The organism is Glycomyces sp. NPDC046736, assembly GCF_040645615.1.
GTDB lineage: Bacteria > Actinomycetota > Actinomycetes > Mycobacteriales > Micromonosporaceae > Glycomyces.
This window is the reverse complement of sequence record NZ_JBEYYO010000003.1, coordinates 1-24,957: the sequence shown is the minus strand read 5'-3', so window position 1 is coordinate 24,957 and position 24,957 is coordinate 1. Positions and strand designations below refer to the sequence as shown.

At 69.5% G+C, this 24,957-nt stretch carries 22 protein-coding genes; 14 read left to right on the top strand and 8 right to left on the bottom strand.

Going from position 1 to position 24,957, the window contains the following annotated elements:
- Positions 1-106: 106 nt before the first annotated feature.
- The 4 genes from AB0B28_RS03815 to AB0B28_RS03800 form a co-directional block, all read right to left on the bottom strand.
- Positions 107-1,249, bottom strand: a complete 1,143-nt coding sequence (locus AB0B28_RS03815) for an amidohydrolase (protein ID WP_360115994.1) — start codon at positions 1,247-1,249, stop codon at positions 107-109.
- Positions 1,250-1,341: 92 nt separating this feature from the next.
- Complete coding sequence (locus tag AB0B28_RS03810) at positions 1,342-2,262, bottom strand: alpha/beta hydrolase (protein ID WP_360115991.1); 921 nt, start codon at positions 2,260-2,262, stop codon at positions 1,342-1,344.
- 370 nt (positions 2,263-2,632) lie between these two features.
- Positions 2,633-4,591, bottom strand: a complete 1,959-nt coding sequence (gene acs, locus AB0B28_RS03805) for an acetate--CoA ligase (RefSeq protein WP_360115988.1) — start codon at positions 4,589-4,591, stop codon at positions 2,633-2,635.
- 230 nt (positions 4,592-4,821) lie between these two features.
- A complete protein-coding gene (locus AB0B28_RS03800; protein WP_360116916.1) occupies positions 4,822-5,964 on the bottom strand; it encodes a transposase in 1,143 nt (380 codons plus the stop codon).
- 342 nt (positions 5,965-6,306) lie between these two features.
- Here AB0B28_RS03800 and AB0B28_RS03795 point away from each other — a divergent pair, with 342 nt between their 5' ends.
- Positions 6,307-7,062, top strand: coding sequence for an oxidoreductase (locus AB0B28_RS03795; protein ID WP_360115985.1), 756 nt, complete (start codon positions 6,307-6,309; stop codon positions 7,060-7,062).
- 34 nt (positions 7,063-7,096) lie between these two features.
- Here the strand turns inward: AB0B28_RS03795 and AB0B28_RS03790 are convergent, their stop codons facing one another.
- The 3 genes from AB0B28_RS03790 to mqnE are packed head-to-tail and all read right to left on the bottom strand — an operon-like array spanning position 7,097 to position 8,933.
- A complete protein-coding gene (locus AB0B28_RS03790) occupies positions 7,097-7,348 on the bottom strand; it encodes a DUF4229 domain-containing protein (RefSeq protein ID WP_360115982.1) in 252 nt (83 codons plus the stop codon).
- On the bottom strand, positions 7,345-7,758 hold the full coding sequence (locus AB0B28_RS03785) for a hypothetical protein (RefSeq protein ID WP_360115979.1): 414 nt from the start codon (positions 7,756-7,758) through the stop codon (positions 7,345-7,347). Before AB0B28_RS03785 ends, AB0B28_RS03790 begins: the two co-directional genes overlap by 4 nt.
- A complete protein-coding gene (gene mqnE / locus AB0B28_RS03780; RefSeq protein ID WP_360115976.1) occupies positions 7,758-8,933 on the bottom strand; it encodes an aminofutalosine synthase MqnE in 1,176 nt (391 codons plus the stop codon). Before mqnE ends, AB0B28_RS03785 begins: the two co-directional genes overlap by 1 nt.
- Positions 8,934-9,146: 213 nt before the next feature.
- Here mqnE and AB0B28_RS03775 point away from each other — a divergent pair, with 213 nt between their 5' ends.
- The 13 genes from AB0B28_RS03775 to AB0B28_RS03715 all read left to right on the top strand — a co-directional run bounded on the left by AB0B28_RS03775 (position 9,147) and on the right by AB0B28_RS03715 (position 22,204).
- Positions 9,147-10,496, top strand: a complete 1,350-nt coding sequence (locus AB0B28_RS03775) for a C40 family peptidase (RefSeq protein WP_360115973.1) — start codon at positions 9,147-9,149, stop codon at positions 10,494-10,496.
- A 105-nt stretch (positions 10,497-10,601) separates the two neighbouring features.
- On the top strand, positions 10,602-12,836 hold the full coding sequence (locus AB0B28_RS03770; protein ID WP_360115970.1) for a hypothetical protein: 2,235 nt from the start codon (positions 10,602-10,604) through the stop codon (positions 12,834-12,836).
- A 140-nt stretch (positions 12,837-12,976) separates the two neighbouring features.
- The gene (locus AB0B28_RS03765) at positions 12,977-13,246 is read left to right on the top strand and encodes an HPr family phosphocarrier protein (protein ID WP_360115967.1); all 270 of its coding nucleotides are present in this window, start codon (positions 12,977-12,979) and stop codon (positions 13,244-13,246) included.
- A gap of 71 nt (positions 13,247-13,317) precedes the next feature.
- Complete coding sequence (locus AB0B28_RS03760) at positions 13,318-14,181, top strand: menaquinone biosynthesis protein (RefSeq protein ID WP_360115964.1); 864 nt, start codon at positions 13,318-13,320, stop codon at positions 14,179-14,181.
- Between the two features lie 37 nt (positions 14,182-14,218).
- Positions 14,219-14,986 carry an FAD-binding oxidoreductase gene (locus AB0B28_RS03755; protein WP_360115961.1) on the top strand — a complete coding sequence of 256 codons (768 nt, stop codon included), beginning with the start codon at positions 14,219-14,221 and terminating at the stop codon, positions 14,984-14,986.
- Positions 14,987-15,050: 64 nt separating this feature from the next.
- The gene (gene mqnC / locus AB0B28_RS03750; RefSeq protein WP_360115958.1) at positions 15,051-16,208 is read left to right on the top strand and encodes a cyclic dehypoxanthinyl futalosine synthase; all 1,158 of its coding nucleotides are present in this window, start codon (positions 15,051-15,053) and stop codon (positions 16,206-16,208) included.
- Positions 16,209-16,353: 145 nt separating this feature from the next.
- Positions 16,354-16,728 carry a hypothetical protein gene (locus AB0B28_RS03745; protein ID WP_360115955.1) on the top strand — a complete coding sequence of 125 codons (375 nt, stop codon included), beginning with the start codon at positions 16,354-16,356 and terminating at the stop codon, positions 16,726-16,728.
- A 32-nt stretch (positions 16,729-16,760) separates the two neighbouring features.
- On the top strand, positions 16,761-17,513 hold the full coding sequence (locus AB0B28_RS03740; RefSeq protein WP_360115952.1) for a hypothetical protein: 753 nt from the start codon (positions 16,761-16,763) through the stop codon (positions 17,511-17,513).
- A gap of 18 nt (positions 17,514-17,531) precedes the next feature.
- A complete protein-coding gene (locus AB0B28_RS03735; RefSeq protein ID WP_360115949.1) occupies positions 17,532-19,097 on the top strand; it encodes a hypothetical protein in 1,566 nt (521 codons plus the stop codon).
- Between the two features lie 62 nt (positions 19,098-19,159).
- Positions 19,160-19,465 carry a YbaB/EbfC family nucleoid-associated protein gene (locus AB0B28_RS03730; protein WP_360115946.1) on the top strand — a complete coding sequence of 102 codons (306 nt, stop codon included), beginning with the start codon at positions 19,160-19,162 and terminating at the stop codon, positions 19,463-19,465.
- Between the two features lie 12 nt (positions 19,466-19,477).
- On the top strand, positions 19,478-20,743 hold the full coding sequence (locus AB0B28_RS03725; protein ID WP_360115943.1) for a hypothetical protein: 1,266 nt from the start codon (positions 19,478-19,480) through the stop codon (positions 20,741-20,743).
- Positions 20,744-20,758: 15 nt separating this feature from the next.
- Positions 20,759-21,376, top strand: a complete 618-nt coding sequence (locus AB0B28_RS03720) for a hypothetical protein (protein WP_360115941.1) — start codon at positions 20,759-20,761, stop codon at positions 21,374-21,376.
- A 105-nt stretch (positions 21,377-21,481) separates the two neighbouring features.
- Positions 21,482-22,204, top strand: coding sequence for a hypothetical protein (locus AB0B28_RS03715; RefSeq protein ID WP_360115938.1), 723 nt, complete (start codon positions 21,482-21,484; stop codon positions 22,202-22,204).
- Positions 22,205-22,255: 51 nt separating this feature from the next.
- Here AB0B28_RS03715 and AB0B28_RS03710 read toward each other — a convergent pair whose 3' ends face one another.
- On the bottom strand, positions 22,256-24,607 hold the full coding sequence (locus AB0B28_RS03710) for a fibronectin type III domain-containing protein (protein WP_360115935.1): 2,352 nt from the start codon (positions 24,605-24,607) through the stop codon (positions 22,256-22,258).
- Positions 24,608-24,957 lie beyond the last annotated feature (350 nt).

The following is a 24,957-nucleotide window of genomic DNA, read 5'->3' as shown; positions in this document are numbered from 1 at the left end:
CGGCGGGGCCGGGGGAAACCCCGGCCCCGCCGCCGTTCGTTGGAAGATCAGGCGCTCGGCGGACCGGCCGGTTCGCTGAGCGATCCGAGGCTCGGTGGACCGGCGCTCAGGCGATCTTCGCGCCGTCGATGTAGGCCGCCTCGACTTCGGAGTAGTAGTCGAGCGGGTCGCCCGACCACACGCAGAAGTCGGCGTCCTTGCCCGCTTCGAGCGAGCCGAGCCGGTCGGACACGCCGAGCACCTCGGCCGGGTTGATCGTGACCGCCCGCAGCGCGGCGTCCCGGTCCAGGCCGGCCTTGACGCACTCCATGACCTGAACGATGAGGTACTGAATCGGGACCACGGGGTGGTCGGTCATGATCACCAGCTTCACTCCCGCTTCGACCATCTTCACCGCGTTCGCGGGGAACCGCCCGGCGGTCTCGACCTTCGCGCGCGCCGTCAACAGCGGTCCGAACAGGACCGGGACGCCGCGCTCGGCGATCACCTCGGCCAAGAGGTGCGCCTCGGTGCCGTGGTCGAGCACGAGCTCGTACCCGAACTCCTCGGCCACCCGTAGCGCCGTGGCGATGTCGTCGGCCCGGTGGCAGTGCTGGCGCCACGGGATCTCGCGGTCGAGGACCTTCACCAGGTTCTCCAGCTTCAGGTCCCGGTCGGGGTTCTCGGCCGCGCGGTGCTTCTCGGCCGCGACGAACGCCTGGCGCAGCACGCCCGCGGTCCCCATGCGGGTCTTCGGGGTCTGGCCCTTCTCGCCGTAGACGCGCTTGGGGTTCTCGCCCAGCGCCGACTTGATCCCGGCGGGGGAGCGGACCACCAGGTCGTCCACGCGGCGCGAACCGGCGGTCTTGATCACCACGCACTCGCCGCCGATCACGTTGCCCGAACCGGGGTTGACGCACACGGTGAGCACACCGCCCTTGAGCGCGTCGGCGAAGCCCGCCTCGGCCGGGTTGATCCCGTCCAGGGCCCGGACCTGAGCGGTGTTCGGGTCGGTCATCTCGTTCGTGTCGTCGCCCGCCCAGCCTTCTCCGGTCTCGTGGACACCCAGGTGGGTGTGCGCGTCGATCAGGCCCGGCAGGATCCACTTGCCCGAAGCGTCCTCGACCGGGACCCCTTCGGGCACTGCGAGATCGGGGCCGCCGACGGCGCTGATGCGCCCGTCCTCGACCAGGATCGTGCCCTGCTCGATCGGCGCTGAGGTGATGGGGAGGATCGTCGCGCCGCGGAGCGCGAATGTGGCCTGGGACATGAACCCGCCTTCGAAAGTCGACAGCAACTGTCGCCCATCCTGCCCCACCGACTAGCCGGGCGGCTAGTGGATTCGGGATCTGTGACCGCGCCTCACGACGCCCAGCGGATGATCTCCTTGGTGACGAGCTCGGGCGCCTCCTGCTGCGGGAAATGCCCGATCCCGTCGAGCAGCTTCCACTCGTAGCGCCCCTGCACGTACCGGCCCGAACCCTGCGCGGTGCGCGGCAGCACGCACGAGTCCAGCGCGCCGTGCAGCTGGAGCGTCCGCACCGGAGTCGGTCGCTGCAACAGCTTGACGAACCGCCGCCCGGCCAGGCCCAGCGAGGTGCGGAAGGGCCAGCGGAACGCCTCCAGGGCGCAGAACGCGGCCTGGGGGATCTGGATGACGTCGCGGCAGGCCCGCACGTACTCCTGGAAATCCCGGCTGCCCCGCCAGCCCGGCCCCGACCACGTGTACATCAGGTCGGCTACTTTCCTTGCGTCCCAAGCGGTCAGCTTGTGCTCGTAGCGCGGCATCTGGAACGCGAACAGGTGTCGCGAGGCCGAGAGCTGGCCCTTGGGGTCGACCGCGAGCGCCGAGCGCTGGCGCAGCGGGTGGGCCGCGCCGAGGACCACGAGGGAGCGGAACTGCCTGGGGTGGAACGCGGCGGCGGCGAAGCCGAGGATGCCGCCGAGGTCGTGCCCGACGACGGTGGCCTCGCGTTCGCCGAGGGCGCGGACGAGGCCGACCACGTCGGCGGCCATGGTGTAGGCGTCGTAGCCGCGCGGCGGCTTGTCGGAGGCTCCGTAGCCGCGCAGGTCGGCGGCGACGACCCGGAACCCGGCGGCGGCGAGCGCGGGGATCTGGTGGCGCCACGCCCACCAGAACTCGGGGAACCCGTGCAGCAGCAGGATGAGCGGGCCTTCCCCGGCCTCGACCACGTGAAAGCGCGAGCCGTTGGCGTCGACGTGCCGATGGATCCACGGCCCCTGCTTCAGGGCGGCGCTGTCGGCGAAGGTCTTCCGGGTCACGCGCACAGCGTACGAGGTGGCCGCCGGGTGGCGGCGCGGCGGAGCCTGGGCGGGCTGCCGGTCACGGTGCGGGCGAGTTACCCGCGCGTTTTTTCGCGGCATCCCCGGCAACAACCCTGCCCGAGGGGTGTGACATTCGTGCTCGGCGGGAGGTGGGAGCTTCGCTTTCGGTGCGGCGGTGCGGCGGTGCGGCGGTGCGGCGGTGCGGCGGTGCGGCGGTGCGGCGGTGCGGCGGTGCGGCGGTGCGCGCTCGCCTCGCGGCCGGACACGGCACCGCCACCGGGCGATTGCCCGGCGGCGGTGCTGTGTCTGTTGGGGTTCGGCTCGGATCGTATATCCTATATCATATAGGATATACGATCCGAGGGCGTCAGTCGTCCTTGCCGCCCTGGAGACCCGCCTTGATGCGGCTCATCACGGAGTTGTCGGCGAGCGTCGTGACGTCGCCGATCTCGCGGTCTTCTGCGATGTCGCGCAGGAGGCGGCGCATGATCTTGCCCGAGCGGGTCTTGGGGAGCTCTGCCACGACGATGACCTGGCGGGGCTTCGCGATGGCGCCCAAGGTCTTCGCCACGTGCCCGCGCAGTTCGGCGAGGTGCTCGGGGCTGGACTCGCCGTCGCCGCGCAGGATCACGAACGCGACGATGCCCTGGCCGGTGACCGGGTCCTTCGCGCCCACGACCGCCGCCTCGGCCACGGTCTCGTGGCTGACCAGCGCCGACTCGACCTCCGTGGTGGAGATGTTGTGGCCGCTGACGAGCATGATGTCGTCGACTCGGCCCAGGAGCCACAGGTCGCCGTCGTCGTCCTTCTTCGCGCCGTCGCCGGCGAAGTACATGCCGTCGAAGTGCGCCCAGTAGGTGTCGAGGAACCGCTGGTCGTCGCCCCAGATCGTGCGGAGCATCGAGGGCCACGGCTCGCGGATGGTGAGGAACCCGCCGCCGCCGTCGGGCACCGACTCGCCCTGCTCGTCGACCACGTCGACCGAGATCCCCGGCAGCGACCGCTGCGCCGAACCGGGCTTCGTCGCGGTCACGCCAGGCAGCGGCGAGACCATGATCGCGCCGGTCTCGGTCTGCCACCACGTGTCCACGACCGGGACGTTCCCGCCGCCGATGTGCTCGCGGTACCAGACCCACGCCTCGGGGTTGATCGGCTCGCCGACCGACCCGAGGACCCGCAGGCTCGACAGGTCGTAGCGCGCCGGGACGTCGTCGCCCCACTTCATGAACGTGCGGATCGCCGTGGGCGCGGTGTACAGGATCGAGACCTTGTACTTCTCCACGATCTCCCAGAACCGGCCCGTGTGCGGCGTGTCCGGGGTGCCCTCGTACATGACCTGCGTGGCCCCGTTCGACATGGGGCCGTAGACGATGTACGAGTGCCCGGTGACCCAGCCGATGTCGGCGGTGCACCAGTACACGTCGGTCTCGGGCTTCAGGTCGAACACCGCGTGGTGGGTGAACGAGGCCTGCGTGAGGTACCCGCCCGAGGTGTGCAGGATGCCCTTGGGCTTGCCCGTGGTCCCCGAGGTGTACAGGATGAACAGCGGGTGCTCGGCGTCGAAGGCCCGCGCCTCGTGCTCACCGGACGCCGTCCCGACGGTGTCCTCCCACTTCAGGTCGCGCTCGTTCCAGTCCACGTCCTGCCCGGTGCGGGTCACGACCAGGACCTTCTCCACCGACGGGCACCGTTCCACGGCGGCGTCCACGGTCGGCTTGAGCCCCAGCGGCTTGCCGCGGCGGAACCCGCCGTCGGCGCAGATCACGAGCTTCGCGCCCGCGTCGTCGATGCGGCTCGACAGCGCGTCGACGCTGAACCCGCCGAACACCACCGAGTGCGGGGCGCCGATGCGCGCGCACGCCAGCATCGCGACCGCGGCCTCGGGGATCATCGGCATGTAGATCACGACCCGGTCGCCCGCTTCGACGCCGAGGTCGGTGAGGGCGTTCGCGGCCCGCTTGACCTCGTCGAGCAGCTCCGCGTAGGTCACGGCCCGGGTGTCGCCGGGCTCGCCCTCGAAGTGGATCGCGACCCGCTCGCCCAGGCCCGCCTCGACGTGGCGGTCGAGGCAGTTCGCGGCGACGTTCAGCTCGCCCCCGGTGAACCATTTCGCGAACGGCGGATTGTCCCAGTCCAGGACCCGGTCCCAGTCCTTCGCCCAGTCCAGCCTGCGCGCCTGGGTCTCCCAGAAGGCGAGGCGATCGGCCGCGGCCTCCTCGTAGGCGGCCGCGGTGACGTTCGCCGTCCGAGTGAACTCGGGAGCAGGGGGGAAGGTCCGCTCCTCCGAGAGGAGATTGGCAAGCGTCTCTTGCGGGGTATCTGCCACGGGTATTCGCTCCTTACAGGTCGGCGCACCTGTGCGCCACTTGTGAGGCGGGTCTCTGATCGGCAACATTACCGCGAACTAGGCGACACAAAACCTGCGGCCGTCGCCGTGCCGCCATCTGGGAGTCAGACTCGCCGAACGGTCGGTGAGCGGGTCGCACCCGGGAGTCGAACGGCTAGACCCTTGCGAGGCGGGTCTATTTGAATCCTCCCCGTTGAGGGATTTCCGGCTCAGGCCGCCTGATCGGCCGGCGGCCGATCAGGTCTTCCGCCTTCAGCGCCGGCCGGGTCGAAACCTGCCCGGACGAGCATGACCAGTGCCGAGTTCTTGTCTCGGGCACCGGTATACCCGCAATGCGAACAATCGTAGGTGCGATCCGACAACGTCGGTGCGGGCTTGGCTCTCGCTCCGCATCGCGAACAGTCGGCAGTGGTATTGGCCGGGTTCACCAGCCGCAGGTCGCGGCAGTGCTTCCGAGCCATGTGGATGAGTTCGGCCTTGGTGGTGGTGATCGCCGCGTCAGCGGCCTTGCGCGCCAACATGGACGAGGCGAGGAACTTGGGGCGGAAGTCTTCGACCGCGAGGGAGTCGAACTCCCTGACCAGACGCTTCGCCCATTTGCGGGCGGTGTCTCGACGCTGCCTGGCGACCTTCTTGTGCAGCTTCGCGACCTGCGAACGAACCGCTAGATAGCTCCTAGAAGCCGAACCGCCGGGCTCCGGCCGCCGCCGGGCCATTGCCCTCTGACGATGGGCCAGTGCGGCGACGGCCTTCGCTCCGTACTCGGGATGGGGCAGGTCGTAAGCGTCGGAGCTGGTGGTGGCGATCTCGCGAACACCCCAGTCCACACCGATCGATCTGCCCGTCGACGGAAGCGGTTGGACCACTGCCTCCACCGCGAATGAGGCGTACCAGTGCCCCAGCGTGTCCCGATAGATCCGAACGCTCGAAGGAATTCCAGGTAGCGGACGGGACCAGACAACGGTCAGACTGATGCCGCCGACCAAGAGCAGACGGTTGTCCTTGATGCGAAAGGCGGGCCGCGTGTAGTTGAGCGTTGGCCGCGCCCGGTGCCGCAGCTTGAACCGGGGCATGCCTCTCCGCCTGCTCATCGGAGCGCGGCTCTTGACATCCATCAGCGCTTTCGCGCGAGCTTGACCGAAGGCGCGGACCGTCTGCTGCTGCGGTGCCGAAGCCCCCGCGCCGAGCCACTCGTGCGCGCCGCGCCAGCCGGTGAGCATCCGCCCCAAGCGAGCCGGTCCGCACTCCTCTCCCGCTAGGTGCGCCCGACGGGAGGTGGCAACGCATTCGTTCCACACCCATCGGCATCGACCCCATTCGGCGTCGAGAGAGGTCTCCGCCGAGGCGGACACGCGCAACCGGTAGGTAAACCGGGCCTTGCCGGTTCGCCGCTCATTACTCACGTCCCACCTCCGCCGCCTCGCATGCCAGATCGTTTCTCGGACACACGGACTAACGAACTGAAGTCGCGGAAAGAGACGGCGGAAAATCGACGATCGACGTGACGTCCCCCACGCTCGTTTCGGCCGCGAACGGTTCGGAGGGCGCGCGGGCCTCGGGGGCCGCCGGGCGGCGATTCGGGAGGTATCGTCGGACCGGTGCATGACCGCGTACTCCGATACAGTTCTGTGACTGCCCTCTAGCCCGCCCGGTGCGCCGTATGCGCGCCGCCCTCGAACGGTAAGGTTCCGCCCGTGGATCCTCTCGCGCCTCTCCTCGAACTCTCCGAGGTCGCCGACGCCCTTGAGAACGCCAGAGCCAACGTCGACCGCATGCTCTGGCACGAGGCCTTCCGCGGCGGTGACGAACTCGTCGCCTCGGAAGTGGCCCTGCACTCGGCCTCGGCGACCTTGGCGCTGGAGGGCTACGACTGCGACGTCGAGCGGCTGCGGGACAAGGACTTCGACGACCCGGTGGTCGCGGGCGCCGTCCGCGTCGTGGAGGCCCTGCCCGCCATGGCCGCGGTCTGGGCGGCCTCGCCGCGGTTCGTGCTCGCGAAGCTGCACCTGCTCGCCACCCGCGACTTCCCTGACGCCGGAACGGACTTCGAGCCCGGCCGCATCGAGGTCGACCAGTCCGGCTCGGCCCGCATCAACGCCCTCTGCGCGCTGATCACCAACCCCACCAAGGAGATCCCGGCCGCGATGGCCGCCGCCGTGGTCCACGGCGAACTCCTCGCCGTCCGGCCGTTCCCGGTGGCCAACAACCTCGTCGCCCGCGCCGCGGCCCGGCTCGCGCTGGCCTCCAAGGGCCTGGACCCGAAGCTGCTCATCACCGTCGACGCCGGGCACCTCGAACGCCAGCCCGAGTACGTGGGCGCGCAGCGCGCCTGGTCGACCGGGACGCCCGACGGGGTCCGGTCCTGGCTCAAGCACTACGGCAAGGCCCTCGAAGCGGGCGCGGCCGAAACGCTCCAGATCTGCACCGAGCTGATGAAGGACGCCGAATAACCGCCGCGCCAGGTGCGAGCGGTCACACCGCCTGCTACTCGGTGTCGGTCTCTCCGGCCAGTTCGGCGCGCAGCCGCTGCTTCTCCTCGCTGCGGCGCTTCACGGCGGCGTCGATGTGGTCGATCATCGCCTCGCGGTGCCCGCGCAGCATCAGAAAGCCGATCACCATCGACCCGATCAGGCCCAGCGCCAGCGCGAGCCACAGGTTCATGAAGAAGCTCAGCGGCGTCGCGATGACGGCGAACAGGGCCAGGCGGGCCAGGAAGTACTTGACGACCGGGTTCACTGCGGCCGCTCCTTTCCGTAGATGTTGATGCCCGCGTGCCACAGCACCGAGTACACGAAGGCGGCTACGAGCCCGCCGATGGCGCCGGTCGCCAGCGGCGCCCACGTCGCGGGCATGAACACGGTCGCCGCGACGCCCGCGCCGAGGCCGAGCACGATCGCGATGAGCGCCACGGCCCAGCGCGAGGAGCCCTGGTAGCGCTTGAAGCGCTGGTTGAACACGAACACGGCCGGGACGGCCCCGACCCAGCCCGAGACGTTCCCGAACTCGCCGCCCGCGGCGACGATGAACAGCAGGTCGATGACCGCGAGCGCGGCGGTGCCCATGACCACGTAGGCCAGCACGGTCCCCAGGAGGTGGACGAGCATGCCCTCGGCGGCCGCGGTGTCGCCTTCGGCCCGCTCGGCCATCAGAACTGCACCGATTGGGGCTGGGCGCGGCGCTCGGCCAGCGTCTGCGGGCCTTCGTATTCGCGCACGACCTCGTAGCGGGTGTTGCGCTCGACGGGCTGGAATCCGGCGTCGCGGATGAGTTCGAGCAGGTCCTCGCGGGTCATCTTGTCGGGGGTGCCGTACTCGTCGGCGTCGTGGGTGATCTTGTACTCGACCACCGAGCCGTCGAGGTCGTCGGCGCCGAACGAGAGCGACAGCTGCGCGACGTCGAGGCCGTGCATGACCCAGAAGCACTTGACGTGGTCGAAGTTGTCCAGCAGCAGCCGCGAGACGGCGAAGGTCTTGAGCGACTCGGCCGGGCTGGCCATCGTGGTGCGCGCCTGGAGCTTGTTGCGGACCTTGCCGTCCTTGGAGTCGTGGAAGTCGTGCTGGTAGCGCAGGGGGATGAACACGGCGAACCCGCCGGTCTCGTCCTGGAGCTCCCTCAGGCGCAGCACGTGGTCGACGCGGTGGCGGGGCTCCTCGATGTGGCCGTACAGCATGGTGGCCGGGGTCCGCAGGCCCTTGGAGTGCGCGAGCCGGTGGATGCGCGACCAGTCCTCCCAGTGGCAGTCGTGGTCGACGATGTGCTGGCGGACTTCCCAGTCGAAGATCTCCGCGCCGCCGCCGGTGAGCGATTCCAGGCCCGCCTCGATGAGCTCGTCGAGGATCTCGCTGGCACTCAGGCCGGAGATCTTCTCGAACCACTGCACCTCGGTGGCGGTGAAGGCCTTGAGGTTGACTTCCGGCAGGGTCTCCTTGAGCGCCTGGAGGACCCGCGGGTAGTACCGCCACGGCAGGGTCGGGTGGAGGCCGTTGACGATGTGCAGCTCGGTGGGCGCGTCGCCCCTCATCTGCTCGGCGAGGGCCACGGCCTGCTCGACGCGCATCGTGTAGGCGTCGGACTCGCCGGGCTTGCGTTGGAAGGAGCAGTACGCGCAGGAGGCCGAGCACACGTTGGTGAGGTTCAAGTGCCGGTTGACGTTGAACATGGTGCGGTCGCCGTTCTTGGCGGTGCGCACGCCGTGGGCGAGGCGGCCGAGCCAGGCGAGGTCGTCGACCTCGTAGAGCCCCACCCCGTCCTCGAAGCTCAGCCGCTCGCCGGCCGCGAGCTTCTCCTCGATGCCGGCCTTGAACTTGGCGGTGTCGTCCATGGCGCTCCCAACTCTGGTTCGGTACCAGCCAGGGTAACGCCGCGCCCACCGCCGGGCCCTCCCGCGTGAACGGCGTGTGAGTCCTCGGACGCGGTCGCCGCGCGAGGCGGCCTCAGAAGCGGCACTTGCGCCGATTCGGTACAGTAGCCGTGGCTTCCCCCACAGGCTCGCAGTGAACGCTCGCGGCGCCGCAATTCCACAAGGACACCTCACATGCGCGTTTCACGGTTCGGTGCCCGCATGATCGCCGCGGCCGCCACCTCCGCCATCGTCTTCGGAGGCTCCCTCCCCGCCGCCGCCGAACCGGGGGTCACCGTTCCCGACGACGGGACCCGGCCGCTGGGCGGCTCTTCCGACGACTCGCCGGTCTTCAACCCCGAGACCGCCGACGGCCCGCTGGCGGGCCAGATCAACGCCGCGCAGATCGACCTCGCGCAGCTCGCCGAGGAGACCACCGCCGCGCAGGACGAGTGGCTCACCCGCGAGGAGCGCTTGGCCGTGGCCCAGACCGCGTGGTCCGACGCGGCCGCCGACCTCGCTGCCGCCCAAGAGGCCCTCGACTACGCCGCTGGTGAGGCCTACACCAACATGGCCGGCGTCCCCGAAGCCGACCTGCCCGACCTCTCCGGGCTCTCCCCGCTCGGCGGCGAATGGGACCTGCCGAGCCTCTCGGCCGACCTCGAAGCGGCCCAGGCCGCCGAGGCCGTGGCCCATGCCGCGACCGACGCGGCCGAGCTGTCCGCGTCCCGCTCCGAGGAGCGTTTCGCGGCCCTGGACGCCGAGTTCGCGCGCGTCCAGGCAGAACTCAACGCGCTCATCGCCGAGAACCGCGAGGAGATCGAGCAGATCGAGCGCGAGCGGGAGGCCGCCGCGTCGAAGTACTCCGGCGACTTCTCCTCCGAAGTGGACGGATGGGACGCCGCGCCCGAGGCCAAGAAGGCCGTCGAGTACGCGCTGGCGCAGTTGGGCGACCCGTACGTGTGGGGCGACGAGGGCCCCGACTCCTTCGACTGCTCGGGCCTGGTGCAGGCCGCTTATAACTTTGCGGGCGTGAACGTCCCGCGCGTGGCCAAGGACCAGTTCCAGGCCACCCGCGACAAGCCCGTCGACATCGAGAAGCTCCTCCCCGGGGACCTCTTGTTCTGGTGGGACAGCCCCGGCGACTGGCGGTCGGTCTACCACGTGGGCATGTACCTCGGCGACGGCAAGATGATCCAGGCCCCGCGCTCGGGCGACGTGGTGAAGATCAGCTCGATCTGGTTCCAGAACTTCGCCGGGGCCCACCGCGTGGTCGACGCCGTCCAGACCGACCCGGACGCGGGCGACCCGACGCAGTCGCCGACCGATTCGCCCACGACCAGCCCCGCGCCCTCGCCGAGCCCGACGCACTCGCCTTCACCGAGCCCCTCGCCGAGCGAGTCGCCCTCGTCTTCACCTTCGCCGACCCCGTCCGACTCGCCTTCGGAGCCCTCGCCCACGCCGTCCGAGGACGAGCAGGAGAGCCCCGAGCCGACCGTGCAGGACTCGGTCTCGGGCGTGCTCGGGCGCGAGACCGGCGAGTGAGGGCGCCCTCCGGTAGTGGGAAGGCGTGCACGCGACGCGACCGAGTGATGGCACGATGGTTGTCGAGTGGCCCGATTGACGACGCTCCAGCCCCGAGGAGGCTCCGTGGACGGAAACAGCTGTAGCTCCTGCGGCAAGCGACTGACGTCCGGGCAGCGTCGCTGCCCCCAGTGCGGGGCGCCCCTGCCGCCGCCGATCGGCGGCTTCCCGGCCGAGGCCCAGTACCCGCCGCCCGGCTACGGTTCGGCCCCGGCGTACGGGGCCGCGCAGGTCCCCGGGCACGCCCCGCCGCCCGAGCCGACGTACGCGCCCCCGGGCGCCTACCAGCCGACCGCCCCGCCCGAGCCGACCTACGCCCCGCCCGGCGCGTACCAGCCGACCGCGCCGCCCGGCGCCTATCAGCCCACCGCCTCCCCTGAGCAGCACGGATACGCGCCTCCGCCGCCGTACGTGCCCAACCCGCAGGCCCAGCAGGGGTGGGCCCCGCCGCAAGGCTCGGCCCCGGTCCCCGGTTACGGGCCCCCGCAGGGCTCGGCGCCCGTCCCCGGCCCGCAGCCCCATCAAGGCTCCGCCCCCGTCCCCAGCCCGCAGTCCCGCCAGGGCTCGGCGCAGGTCCCGTACCCGCCGCAGCACGGCTACCAGCAGCCGTATCAGCCGCCGCAGTACCAGTCCCCGCAGTCGCTGCCGCCGGTCGGCGGCCAGCCCGCCCCGCAGCCTGCGGCCGCGCCGTACTCGCCGCCGGACGCGCACTACACGGCCCCGCCCGCCGCGCCGTACGTCGCCCCGTCCGAGCCGCCGATGTCCTCGCCGGTGACCGGCCCGCCGTTCGCGGCCCCCGTGGGCGGGTTCACCGTCCCCGACGCGATCCCGGACGGGACCCAGATCCTGCGCCGCACCCCGATGCCCGCCGAGGCCGCGCCGTTCGCCGAACCCGAGGAGGTCCCGGCCCCGAGCCCGGCCGCCGGGTTCAGCGTCCCCTCGGCCGACAGCACCCCGGGGGCGGCCTACGCGGCCCCCGAGGTCCAGTTCGACGCGCCCGCCCCGGCCCCGGAGGTCCCGGCCCAGCCCGCGCCGCCCGCCGCCGAGGAGCCCGACGAGGACGGCGGCCTCTGGGACGACCTGCCCGACCCCGAGGACGCCGACGACGATTCCGAGCTCTCCGACGAGCACGAAGAGTCCATCGCCGGTCTCGGCGACGACGTCCCCGGCGAGTCCCTCCCGCCCGCCCCGCCCGGCGCCGAGGGCCTCCCGCCCGACGAAGACGACGCCGAGGCCGGACCGGCCCTCGCGTCGGCCGGTGACGAACCCGCTTCGGACTCCGCGGCCGCAGGCGCCTCGCCCGAATACGACGCCGCGGCCGGTCCGGCCTACGTGTCGGCCGAACGCCGAGACGAGCCTGCCTCTGACTCCGCGGCCGCAGTCTCCCCGCCCGGTGACGCTCCCCCCGCCGTCAGCCCGGCTCTGGACGCCGCGCTCGCCGAAGGCCAGGACTTGCCCGCTTCGGACGCCGCTGCCGGTCCGGCCTTCGGGTCGGACGAGCCCGCCGTCTCCCCGCCCGCCGCCGTCAGCCCGGCCCTGGACGCCGCGCTCGCCGAGGCCGCCGACATCGCGCCCCCGAGCCCCGGCGCGGACTTCGAGGAGGCGGTCGATGCCGCCGAAGAGGTGATCGAAGCGGTCGGCGTCCCGGTCGCCGAGCCCGCCGAGGCGATCCCCGCCCCGGTCGACCCGTCCGGCGTGGTGGTCCCCGCCTCGGTCCCGACCCGCAAGGACCCGCCGCTCTTCGCGTCCTCCGACGCGGTGACCCCGCCGACCCCGATCGAGGAGGGCCACACCGTCCGCGAGAGCGCCGAGCCGTCGATCCTCGCCGACACCGAGCCGACCCCGCCGCGCCCGGCGCCCGAGCCCGAACCGGTCCCCGACCCCGAGCCCGCGCCGCCGTTCCCGCAGCCCGAACCGGACCCGCTGCCGCAGCCCGAGCCGCTGCCCGACCCCACGCCGGGCCCGCCCTTCCCCAGCGACAGCCCGTTCTCGGACGCGGCCCCGATCGACTACGAGCCCGCTCCCGCCCCTGAGCCCGAACCTGAAGGGCCCGCGACCGAGGTCGAGTCCTCCTCGAAGCAGATCGTCAACGCTCCCGACATCAGCCTCTTCGAGGAGCCCTCGGCGAAGAAGACCGGCTCCCACCAGGTCCCGCCCAGCGAGTGGCCGCCGCCTGAATCCGACGGGTACGCGCCCGGCCGGGCCCGCGTGCGCAACCTCCTCGACCGCTCCGAACTCCCCGAGCACATCCCGCTCCCGCGCCCCACCGTCTACGGCGCGAAGCCCGAAGACGAGGACTGACCGCCCGCGCCCCGTCCCCCTTCCGCTGGAATAGCCCGAAAACGCACCCGCCGTCCGCATCAGCGGTCCATTCTGGACCGACGGGTCGCCGCGCGGCCCGACCGCATGCGAGATCGCCTCGCGCGAACGGGGAGGGGAACATGGCCGAACGCCGTGTGAAAGTGAGCACCGAAGTGGGCATCCAGGCCCGGCCCGCCACGGTCTTCGTGGAGACCGCCGCCGAGTCGGCCGCCGACGTGGCGATCGCCAAGATCGGCGGCGAGCCGCGCGACGCCAAGTCGATCCTCCAGGTCCTCACCCTGGACGTGCGCCGCGGCGACGAGGTCCTCATCGAAGGCGACGACCAGGACGTGGTCGACCGCCTCGCGGCCCTCGTCACCGAAGAGTCCGGTGAATCCGACGAACCCTAGGCCGTGACTTCGGCGACCCCGCCCAGGCGAGGCCCGTTCCCCTTGCCGCGCGAGGGGCTACGGTCGAAACCGTGAACACCGCCAGTCGGCCCAGGGTCGGCCACATCGCGTTCCTCAACTGCCTGCCGATCTACTGGGGCCTGGCCCGCACCGGGACGCTCCTGGAGATCGACCTGCACCGCGCGGCCCCTGACGAACTCAGCCGCCGCCTCGTCGCAGGAGACCTCGACATCGGGCCCATCACGCTCGTGGAGTACCTCAAGCACGCCGAGGACCTGCTGCTCATCCCCGACCCGGCCGTGGCCGCCGACGGGCCGGTGCTCAGCGTCGACCTCGTCACCCGAGGCCCGCTCGCAGACCTGCCCCACGCCCCGAAGGTCGCGCTCGCCTCGACCTCGCGCACCGGCGTGCTCCTGGGCCGGATGCTCCTCGAACAGCGCTACGGCCGCGAACCGGTCTACGCCGTCACCCCGCCCGACCTCGACGGCGCCCTGGCCGCCGAAGCGTTCGACGGCCGCGCGGACGCCGCCGTGCTCATCGGCGACGAGGCCCTGCGCGCCTACCACGAACCGCGCGGCCACCACGTCGTCGACCTGGCCGCCGAATGGAAGGACTGGACCGGCCTGCCGATGGTCTTCGCCGTGTGGGCCGTGCGCCGCGAATACGCCGAAGCCAACCCCGGCCTGGTCAAGGACGTGCACCTCGCGTTCCGCGAATCGGTGAACCGCAGCCGGGAGGAGATCGACGCGGTCGTGGCCTCGGCCGCCCGCTGGGAGCCCTTCGCGCCCGAAGCGCTCGCGGAGTACTTCGAGCGGCTCCAGTTCGGCCTCAGTGAGCGACACCTCGCCGGGTTGAGGGAATTTGCCTCCCGTGCGGCCCGTTACACCAATGCGGCCCCGCTTCGCGACGGGCCCGAATTCTTCGCGGCCGGGTGACCCCCGGCGCACGGACACCCTGGGAAGGAACCGCACCGTGGCACTGGAGCTGAAGAGGTCCGGCCGGAAACGGCCCGCTTGGCACAAGCTCACCGTCGCCCGCGTGCGGGCCCTCACCGACGACGCGGTCGAGGTCACCCTCGACGTGCCCGAGGAGCTGCGCCCCGTCTTCGACTTCAAGCCCGGCCAGCACCTCACTTTCCAGAGGGTCGAACCCGACGGCTCCGAGGTGCGCCGCTCCTACTCGCTGGCCTCGACCCCCGCCGAGCTCGCCGAGCGCGGCACCCTGCGCCTGGGCATCCGCTCGATCCCCAAGGGCTCGTTCTCCGGATACGCCAGGTCCCTCCAGAGCGGCGACGTGCTCGAAGTGCTCCCCCCGCTGGGGAACTTCAAATGCGACGTGCGGCCCGACCGCCACTACGCGTCCGTCGTCGCCGGCTCGGGCATCACCCCGATCATCGGCATCGCCGCGACCGCGCTCGAAGCCGGCGCCACGGTCACGCTCCTGTACTCCAACCGCTCCGAGGCCAGCACCATGTACGGCCCCGAACTGCGCGAACTCCAAGCGGCTCACGGCGACCGGCTGCGCCTCCACCACGTCCGCACCCGCTCCGAAGGCGCCTCCCCGCTGCTCACCGGACGGCTCACGCCCGAGCGCCTCGGCGAGGTCCTCGACACCCTCATCGACGCCCGCGAAGTCGACGAATGGTTCCTGTGCGGCCCCTACGACATGGTCCTCGGCGTCAAAGACGTCCTGGAAGAGGCCGGAGCCCAGACCATCCACACCGAGCTGTACACGGTCTAGAGACGCACGAGTCACCGCGACCCGGCGGGTGCCGCCGGGGCCCGGGCGGCGATACGCTTCGTGCATGGCCGAGATTGACGAGGTCCTCGCCCGCGCCGCCGACGGCGGCGCCATCAGCGCCGAGGAAGCCCTGCTGCTCTACACCGAAGCGCCCTTCCACCCGCTCGCGGAGGCCGCCGACGCGGCCCGCAGGCGCGTCATCGGCGACAACATCGTCACCTACCTCATCGACCGCAACATCAACTACACGAACGTGTGCGTCACCGCGTGCAAGTTCTGCGCCTTCTACCGCGCCCCCAAGCACGACGAGGGCTGGGCGCACCCGATGGAAGAGGTCCTGCGCCGCTGCGGCGAGGCCGTGAGCCTCGGGGCCACGCAGGTGATGCTCCAGGGCGGGCACCACCCCGACTTCGGCGTCGAGTACTACGAGGAGCTGTTCTCCTCGGTCAAGGCCGAATACCCCGACCTGGTGATCCACTCGATCGGGCCCTCCGAGATCGCCCACATGTCGAAGGTCTCCGGCGTCGAGATCGACGAGGCGATCGGCCGCATCAAGACCGCCGGGCTCGACTCGATCGCGGGCGCGGGCGCGGAGATGCTCCCGGCCCGGCCGCGCACGGCGCTCGCGCCGCTCAAGGAGTCCGGCGAGCGCTGGCTGGAGATCATGGAGGCCGCGCACCTCCAGGGCCTGGAGTCGACCGCCACGATGATGATGGGCACCGGCGAGACCGCGGCCGAACGGATCGAGCACCTGCGCATGATCCGCGACGTGCAGGACCGCACGGGCGGCTTCCGCTCGTTCATCCCGTGGACGTACCAGCCGGAGAACAACAAGCTCAAGGGCCGCACCCAGGCCACGACCCTGGAATACCTGCGGCTCTTGGCGACCGCGCGGCTGTTCTTCCACAACGTGACCCACCTCCAGTCCTCGTGGCTGACCACCGGCAAGGCCTCGGGCCAGCTCAGCATGCACCTCGGCGTGGACGACCTCGGCTCGATCATGCTGGAGGAGAACGTGATCTCTTCGGCGGGCGCCCGCCACAGCTCGCGCCTGTCCGAACTGATCGACCTCATCCGCTCCGCCGACCGCGTTCCCGCCCAACGCAACACGACCTACGAACGCATGTCGGTCCACTGGACCCCCGAAGACGACCCCACGGACGACCGAATCCGCTCCCACTTCTCCACGATCGTGACGGAACTCCAGATCCAAGCCAAATAACAAGCACACGTAACGGCCCCGACCCTTCGGTTGGGGCCGTTGCTTTTGTTGGGGGTCCTTCGTGTACCCCATGTATGGAGTCGATCACTTACTATGGGCGAGGCCGACATTCGCGACCTATTTCCCACGAGGAGCCCCGACCCCCGTGTCCACAAGAAAATTCGATCCCGAAGCGGTGGCCGAGTACCAGGCCGTCCTCCAGTCCGACCTGGAGTATCTGGAAGACCTGATGATTCCTCGGCTTCGCGACGGCGACCTGAGTTACATGCCCGCCTTCGGACTTGAGGGCACTGCGGGCAAGCAAGCCGAATATCAGGCCAGCTTCGCTTCCATCTGGACCGACCTCCAGTACGTCAAGACCACCATGAAGCGACAGGACGAGGCACTCGCCGACATCGTCAAGGAAAAGGCCAGCACTGAGGACGTCAATGTCGCCGAACTCGAGCAGTACCTCACCGCAGGCGAATCCGTCCCGCTCGACGAGAACGGCGACCCCGACTACAACGCCGACCTCACCTGACCGACCTCCCGCCAGAAAGGCGACACTCCACAATGCGCAAACGACACTTCACCTTGCCCGCAACCGCTTTGACGGGCTTGGCCCTGCTGGCCGTCACCGGCTGCTCGGCCCTCACCGGAGGCGACGACACCTCGGAGGACGGCTTCAACGACATCACCAGTGAGGTCGCCGGGTGGGACATGTGCGAGGTCCTGCCGATCGAGCCGATCAAGGATCAGGTCAAGTCGGATGCATACGTGCATGAGCCGAGCCACGTTGGGCTGGGGTCGGCTATGAACTCTGAGGCAATCTCCTGTTCCGGAGTCGTGCAGATCACCCACAATGATGGAAGCACTGACTCGATCGAGGTACTGCTCTCGGTCTTCCCGGGCAACTCGGCAGAGCATGTCGATGACATGTGGGAGCTGCGCCAGGGAGGCTTTTACGAGGATGTCGTCGAGACCAACTCGTACGGGTTGACCTCCGCTGACCTCTATCTCGACAAGGACATCGAGGGTGAGTGGGGCCAAGGTCACGCGTACGCGATTTTTGGCGATCAGGGTGAGTTGGCCGGTACCACCGGGCAGTTGATCGTGGATGTACGCACAGAGAACTACCTGGTAGAGGTCAATCTTGACCTTCCGACCGACCCCGACAAGACATTCGCGGCTAGGCACGGGCTCGATCAGGCCGAGATCGACTCTCGCACTTCGCTTCTGTTTGATCGCGCAGCTTTTGCCGATTGGGTGGCCGATGAGCACATCCACACCATGTTCGAAGCCGTGACCAGCAAGCTCAACTCCTAGAACTGAGGACTGCCCCACATGAGCGACAGCCAAGAAGAGATCGAGACCCACGACGGCCCGACCGAGCACACCGCCCAGCATTATGAGGCGACCAACGGTTGCAACGCCGACGGCTGCAACCTCGGCCGCTCCCCGGCGGACACCGCCTGGGAATCGCTCATGGCCGGCGTCTACCGGGCAGACAAGGCGTTTCACCTGGAGAACTCTGAGCACCGCTTCGCAGCTCCAGACCAGGGAACCTTTGATGCCGTGGTCGCGGCTATCCGTCCTGATCCGAAACACGCCATCAAACCGATTGCCGAGGCATGGGGACAGATCAGCGAGGACCTCGCCGACATTGAGGCTCGTCGGAAGTTCAACATGGAGCGGCTTTCCCATGACTGGGAGGGCGATGACTTCGACGCGTTCGCCGAGTCCGGTGAGGAGCTTCGGAAGCTCATCCTCGACACCGTCGACAAAATCAACTCCGTCGCAACCGAACTCGACCAGGCCGGTATCGAGATCTACACCCAGCAGGGCGGGGGCTCCGGCGAGATCCCCTTCCCCGAACCCCAGTACTACGTCAAGCAAGGCGGCTGCGGCGACGCCAAGACGCACTTCCGGCCCCCGTGGCACTCCGGGGACTGTCAGATCATGGACGACGAGACCGCGTACATGTGGTACGGCGGCTCGGATGCCGACGGGCAGGGCGAGGACGGTGGCTGGAGCGACGGATTGTTCGTCTCGGCCGGTCAATGGCGCGACGGCCGGGTCGAATACCTTGTGGGCCAGGGCATGGACGAGTCCGAGGCCCGGCAGGTCGCCGAGAACGAGCTCGACGATTGGGCCTTCTATGAGCGTCAGGACATCGCCGAGGCGCTCCAGTCCGCTTCTGATCGCAGCGCGGACGACATCGTCACCCGTCAGACCAATATGGAGTCCGGCGTCAACCAGACCTCCTACGACGCCACCCCGGGCAGCCTGCCCGCGATCTCCGCGGGCGAGGAGATCGAGCAGTCCCCGTCGTTGTCCGGCGCGAGCTCGCCTTCGCTGCCGAGTCTCGCTTCGGGCAGCTTCAGCGGTTCGGGCTCTCCGAGTGACATCACCGGTTCCCTCGGCGACTACGCCTCCCCGCCGACCTCCAGTCGAAGCGGCGGCGGCTCCTCACTGACCCCGGTCTCGCCCAAGAACCCTTGGGACACTTCCGGAACGGGCTCCGACGAGATCTCCGGTGGCCTGGCTTCGGGTGGCCTCGGCGGCGGGGGCGGCGGAGCGCTCGGTGCCGCGTCAGGTCTCGGTGGTGCGGGCCTGGGCGGCGGCTCGCCGCTCGGCGGTGCCGGTGGCATGAGCGGGATGGTCGGCGGCGGCATTGGCGCAGGGGCGACCGCCGGCCGGGCCGGCGCTGTCGGAAAAGCCGGGGCCCTCCCGAACGGCATGGGCAAACTCGGAGCCGCAGGCGGCGCGGGCGGCATGATGGGCGGCGCCGGCGGAGCGGGCCGAGGCGCCCCCGGAAGCGACAACCCCGAAGACGAATCGAGCACCCTCCTCAAAGAGGACCGCGACATTTGGGGCGCCGTCAGCGAAGAAGACGACCCCTACGCCTAGGCCGGAGAGCGACATGCCCGACTTCAACGAATCCGAACTCCCGCAACAGGCCTTGCGCGCAGATGCAACGCGACGCCGAAACCACCCTCGCCAGATACGAAGCCCTGCAAGCCGAATCCGGCCTTGGCGCGATCGAAGCCATCTCGGACGACGGCTCGATCAAAGTCCGACTCGACCCAGAAGGCCGAGTAGCCGACATCGACCTCCACGACGCAGCAATGTCCCACGGCCCCAACCTCGGCCGCCAGGTCATGGCGGTCATCAAGTCCGCCAAAGCAACCCATACCGAAAAGACCGCCGAGCTCGCACAGCAACTCCTGGGCGACAAGGTCGACATCCAATCAATCCTCAACCAGTACCGCCCCTAAGGACCTCCGAAGATGACCGACAACGACGCCGCGAACTACGGCTCCGACATCACCCAATATGCCGACACCGCAGAGCATTCCAGTGGCACCTCGATGGCTTCGTTGCCGTTCGTGAAGCGGGTTGTGGGCTCAGCCGAGGCCATCGACCAAGCCCGCGACGGTGAAAGGAGTGCGTTGAGCGCGACCGGAGCCGTCACGGGTGAAATATTCGGACTCGCCGGGGACGCCTGGGGCGTCATCAAGGACCCCATCGGCGCACTCGCCAACGCGGGCGTCACGATCGTCCTGGATCTCGTGCAGCCGCTCGATGACCTGCTGCTGTGGGTGAGCGGCGATGCGGGGGAGATGCAGACCCAGATCGACGTGCTGAATCAAGTCACGATGGCGCTCGGCGCGGTCGACGAGGAGATCGAGAGCGCGGCCAACGAGAACCTCGGAGGCTGGGAAGGCACGGCCGCGGATGCCGCAGCCGACCAGATCGGTGGACTCGCCGCCTCCTCAAGGGCCGTCGAGGACGCCTCAGGTCAACTGACGCAACTTCTGGACTGGGCGCGAATGCTGGCCGACACCATCTACAACGTCATCAAGGCCATTCTCAGCGAACTCGTCGCCTGGTTCATCACGCGCGGGATCGCCGCCCTGGCGTCGAGCGTGGTCACTGCGGGCTCTTCGGTGCTGGCGTTCATCACGACCGGGATCCTCAAGGCCAACACGATGATCATGAAGGCGCTGGGCAAGTTCCGGGCGGCGCAGACGCTCTTCGGAAAGATCGCCCTGTGGATCGCCAAGCTGTCGGTCAACGACCGTTCAAAGAAAGTCATCTGGAAGAGCCTGCTCGGCGCCATTGCCACCTCGATCAGGAAGACCGCCACCGCGAACGCCAGCGCGATCATCGACAACGTCTCGGACATCGTCTCCTCGGTGACTTCCCCCGACACCGGCCGGTTCAGCGAGGTGCCCGGAGATCACGACGGATTCAAAGTCGACCCTGAGGAGTTGAACGCGGCGGCAGACGCCTTTGCCGCGCTGGTGCCGAACATCGACGCGATCTCCTCCATTGCAGCCGGGGCCGGTGCTGCCGAGATGACTTGGGGCCTCACGGGACTCGCGTTCGAGGGCCGCTACACCGCAGGTGCGGAGAACCTGGTGGCCGCGATCAACGAGCTTGGAGCGGCCTTGGACGCCGAGTCGAGCGCGATCAAGACCTCGTCGGAGGAGTACCGAATGATCGACGAATCGATCGCACTGGAACTCGACCGACTCTTGAGCGACCTATGAGCCCGACCGGTCGGATTGGAGGACATGGTGTCTGACTACGGACTCCCGGAGTTCAACGCGAGGGCCACAGCGCTGCTCAACGAGCAGATTCTGGCGCCGGGAGAGCAGCTGCGTTGGGGATCGGAGGAGGGCATCGAGCACTTCTCCGTCCGAGGCCTGGAGCCCGATGGAAAGCCGATCGAGTACGCCGTCGAGGCCATTTGGACGATCTTGAAGATCGTATTCGTGCCCCTGTGGTGGTTCATGACGGCAGACAACCACTCCACCTCGTCGAGCACGACGAAGTCGGCTCCGCGATCTATCGTCTTCGGCAAGCATCCCGATTGCACAGCCGTGTACCGACCCGGCATGGGGACGGCAGCGCACGGGTCCGGTCTGTGGGTGCTGACCGACCGGCGCCTCGCGCGATACGCGCTGCGCCGCATGACTATCCACAGCCGACAACCAGGCGTCCCGCCTCGTGTCGAGTCAGTCGAATGCGTACTCGAATTCCAAATGCCCATCGCCGACGTGCGCTTCGAACCGGACCGCCGACGCTGGCTCAAAGGCGACTACAAGCCAAAGCGCCCGCGATACCACCGATTCACCTTCCCAGACGGCTCGGGCTTCGACATCGCTTCGAACGGAACATGACATGGCCTCATTGCCGGAACACTGCGCGATCCTCGCGGGTCGGCCTGGTGCGATCGGTGGCGTTGCTGTACAGCGGGGTGGGGTGGGATCCGGGAGAATGAGGGGATGAACAACCCCTCATTCACGTTGGAAGGCCTTGCGAGACTTCGCGGGCAGATCGAGACGTTTCGGCGCGGGGCCGGGCGGTTTCTCGACGGACTCGGCGTCGTTCCCGTGCCCACTCCCGAAGACCTCATCGATCCCGAGTCCGAACGGGCCGCGACGATCGGGAAGCTGCACACCGCCCGCATCGGGGCCGAAAACGACATCCGGGTCGCCGGGGCCGCGCTGGAGATCCTCGACCGGATGGAGGCGCACCTCGTCGCCGGGAGGCCCGCACAGGCCCAGGAGGAGATGCGGGAGCTGAAGAAGGTGCAGCAGTCGTTGCAGTCCAACCGATTCGACCCCCCGGCCTTCACTCGGCCCGACACCGAATCGCCACCCGAGGAGCGCCGACGCGGCGACGTCCTGCGGATCTGCGCCGAGATGCGGGAGAAGACGACCAAAATGCAGGCGTCCGTCCAACGCTCCCATGACAAGGCCGCGAGCCTGCGCCCCGACGACTCCGGCGACCCGAAGCGCGAGGAATGGTACGCGGGCATCGAACTGATGCGGGACGCCTTCGACGCAGACCTCGGCATCATCGACGCGATGCTGGCGGTCATCGCACGCGCCGAGACCCACGCGAAAGCCGGGCGGATCCACGAGGCGGCCCGGCTGTTCGAGATCGTCGACCGGCTCGGTAGGCAGCTTTCGGTGTCCAAGCGCGAACGCCGCCGCAGCGAATAGGCCTTGCGTGCCGCGGCCCCGCCGATGGACATCATCGGGGCCGCGGCCGGGTCAGGCCCACACGATCTTCACGCTCTTGGAGTCCTTTCCGGCGGCGTTCCAGATCGTGACTGTCATTGGGTTGGTGTCGCCTTCGGGGATGAATCCGATGGCGCCCTCGTTGAGGCTGCAATCGATCCTGCCGGTGGACTTGCCGTTCCAGGTGACCTCGCATTCGGCGTTGCCGCCCCCGTCGTCGTAGGCCCAGTCGCGGCAGATCAGCCACTCCCCGTCCTCCTGGCATTGATACCGGTACCAGGTCGTGACCTTCGGCAGGCCGATGGTCGTGCCCGAGCCCGAAGCAGTGGGCGACTGCCCCGCCTCGTTCACGGCCGCCACGGTAACGGTCACCGTCTTGTCGTTGCCGAGCCCTGAGACGGTGGCGGTGGTCCCGGTGACGGTCTGGCTGCGGCCGTTCGCGGTCACCACGTATCCGGTGATGGTGCGGCCGTTGTCGACCGGCTTGTTCCACGAGACCTTCAAGGTCCCCTTGTTGTCCTTGTCGGTCGTGACCTTCACCGTCCGCGGCGCACCCGGGTTCGAGAACGGCACCACGGTGTCCGAGTTCGGCGACGGCTCGGCCGCCGCGTCGCCCGCCAGCGCCGTCACGCTGAACATGTAGCTGCGGCCGTAGATCAGCTCGCCGTCGAAGAACACGTGCCCCGGCTCGGCCGTCTCGGCCACCACCTCGCGCGTGCCGCCCGAGTCGATCAATTCCACCTGGTAGCCGGTGATCTCCAGGCCCTGCCCACTGGGCGCCTCCCAGTCGAGCGTCACGGTCCCGTCCGGGTGTGCCAGGGCCGCAACGGCCGCAACGGGATCGGGCACCTCAGCGGTTGGACGCAGCGGCGGCGACGGCGTCGCGGGCCCGTCGCCCTCGGCGTTGCGGGCCGTCACGGTGAAGACGTACGTCTCGCCGTTGACCAGGTCGCCGATGTCGAGCATGCGCTGGCCGGGCGCGGTCTCCCAGGTGCGGCCGTCGCCTTCGACCACATAGGACGTGATGGGGGCGCCGTTGTCCGGCGCCGGGCCCCACGAGAGCGTGACCGCGCGGTCGGCGACGACCCCGGTGAGGTCGGTGACGGCCCCCGGCGGCTCCGGGTCCGGTTCGTCTTCGGGGCGTTCGACGTCGCCCTCCTCGCCGTGCGGGGACTCGTCGCCGGTGCCCGAGCCGTCGCCCTCGTCCTCGTCGCCGTAGTCGTCCACGGGCGGGACGTTGCCGCCGAGGATGTCGTCGCGGTCCTTCGGGGCCAGGCGCGCGGTGCCGTCGTCGGCGACCACGACCGCCTGGTTCGTGTAGGGCGCGTTGGCGAACAGGACCGCGCCGGTCGCGTACAGCTCGATCGGGCCGCCGCCCGCGTCGATGTCGATCCCGGCGAGCTCTTCGCCCGCGGGGCTGTAGACCCAGACGCGGTTCGCGTGCCCGTCCGGGACGTAGATCCGGTCGCTGAACTCGACCGACGCGCCGAGCAGCGGCGAGGATTCGGCGGCGATCGAGAAGTGCCCGGACCGCTCGTCATCGACCGCGACCACGCTGGGCGGGTCGGTCACGGTCACGGCGGCTTGGGTGCCCGGGCTGGTCTCGGCGGTGAGCGAGGGGCCGGCGAGGTCGACGTCGGCGGTCAGGCGCTTCCCGTCGGGGCGGACGGTGGTGACGGTCTGGACGGTGCGGTTGAGCACCGCCACGCCGTCGCCGAGCACGGTGAGGCTGAGGTCCTGGCCGGGGTCGGCGATGACCTCGGTGCTGTCGACGGCGGCGCCGTCGTCGCCGGTGGTGACGGCGACGAGCGTGCCCTCGCGGGGGACGCCGAGCCACAGCGCGCCGCCAGCGTCGAAGCTGCCGCCGGTGAGACCCGGCGGGAATGAGAGCTTGCTCCCGACGGGGGAGAGGTCGATCGGGTCGACTTGGGCCACTTGGCCTTGGAGGAGGTCCACGATGAACGCGCGGTCCTCGTGGAGCGCGAGCCGGACCCCCGCGCCGGGCGCGGTCTCGGCCTCGCCGGTGAGGTCGAGGGTGCGCAGGTCGACGGCGCTGACCTTCCCGGTGGTGATGTCGCGCAGGATCAGGAAGCGGTCGTTCTGCACGATCTGGACGAGATTGCCTGCGGCGTCGGCGATTTCGAGGCGCGCGTCGGTGACGGCGGTGAGGCCGTTGACGCGGGAGAGCTCGCCGGTGGGGACGGTCCACAGCCACAGGCTGGCGTCCTCGCCGGTCGTGTCGCGCGAGAACGCGCCGGTGCCGATGAGGGTCGCGACGAGCGCTCCGACCAGGACGATGGGGAGCCCGGCCGCGATCGAGATCCCTTTGAGGGACAGCTGTCTGGAGCCGGAGGAACGCGGGCGCGCGGAAGAGCGGAGATTCACGGTTTTGGAAGCCTTTGAGGGGGAATCAGGGGGGGTCGCTGAAGCGTACCAACTGTAACGTGGCCGGAGCGCCCTGTGTGTACACACAGGGCGCTCCGGATGAGGTGGGGGCGAATGTGAACGGCGATTCCGGGGTGAATCAGACATTCGCGAGCGCCCCCGGTTCAATACTGCGCCGGGGGTGCGACATCGTTTGCGGCGCGGCGAATATGAACGGAGGTTCTGTGCAAAACGGACGTTCGCAAGCGCCCCCGATTCCATGATGCGCTTCGGGTGTGACACGGCGGCGGGCGCGGACCCGTGGAGGGACGAGGCGTTGCCGAGGGCGCGAGCGGTCCGCACATAGGCGT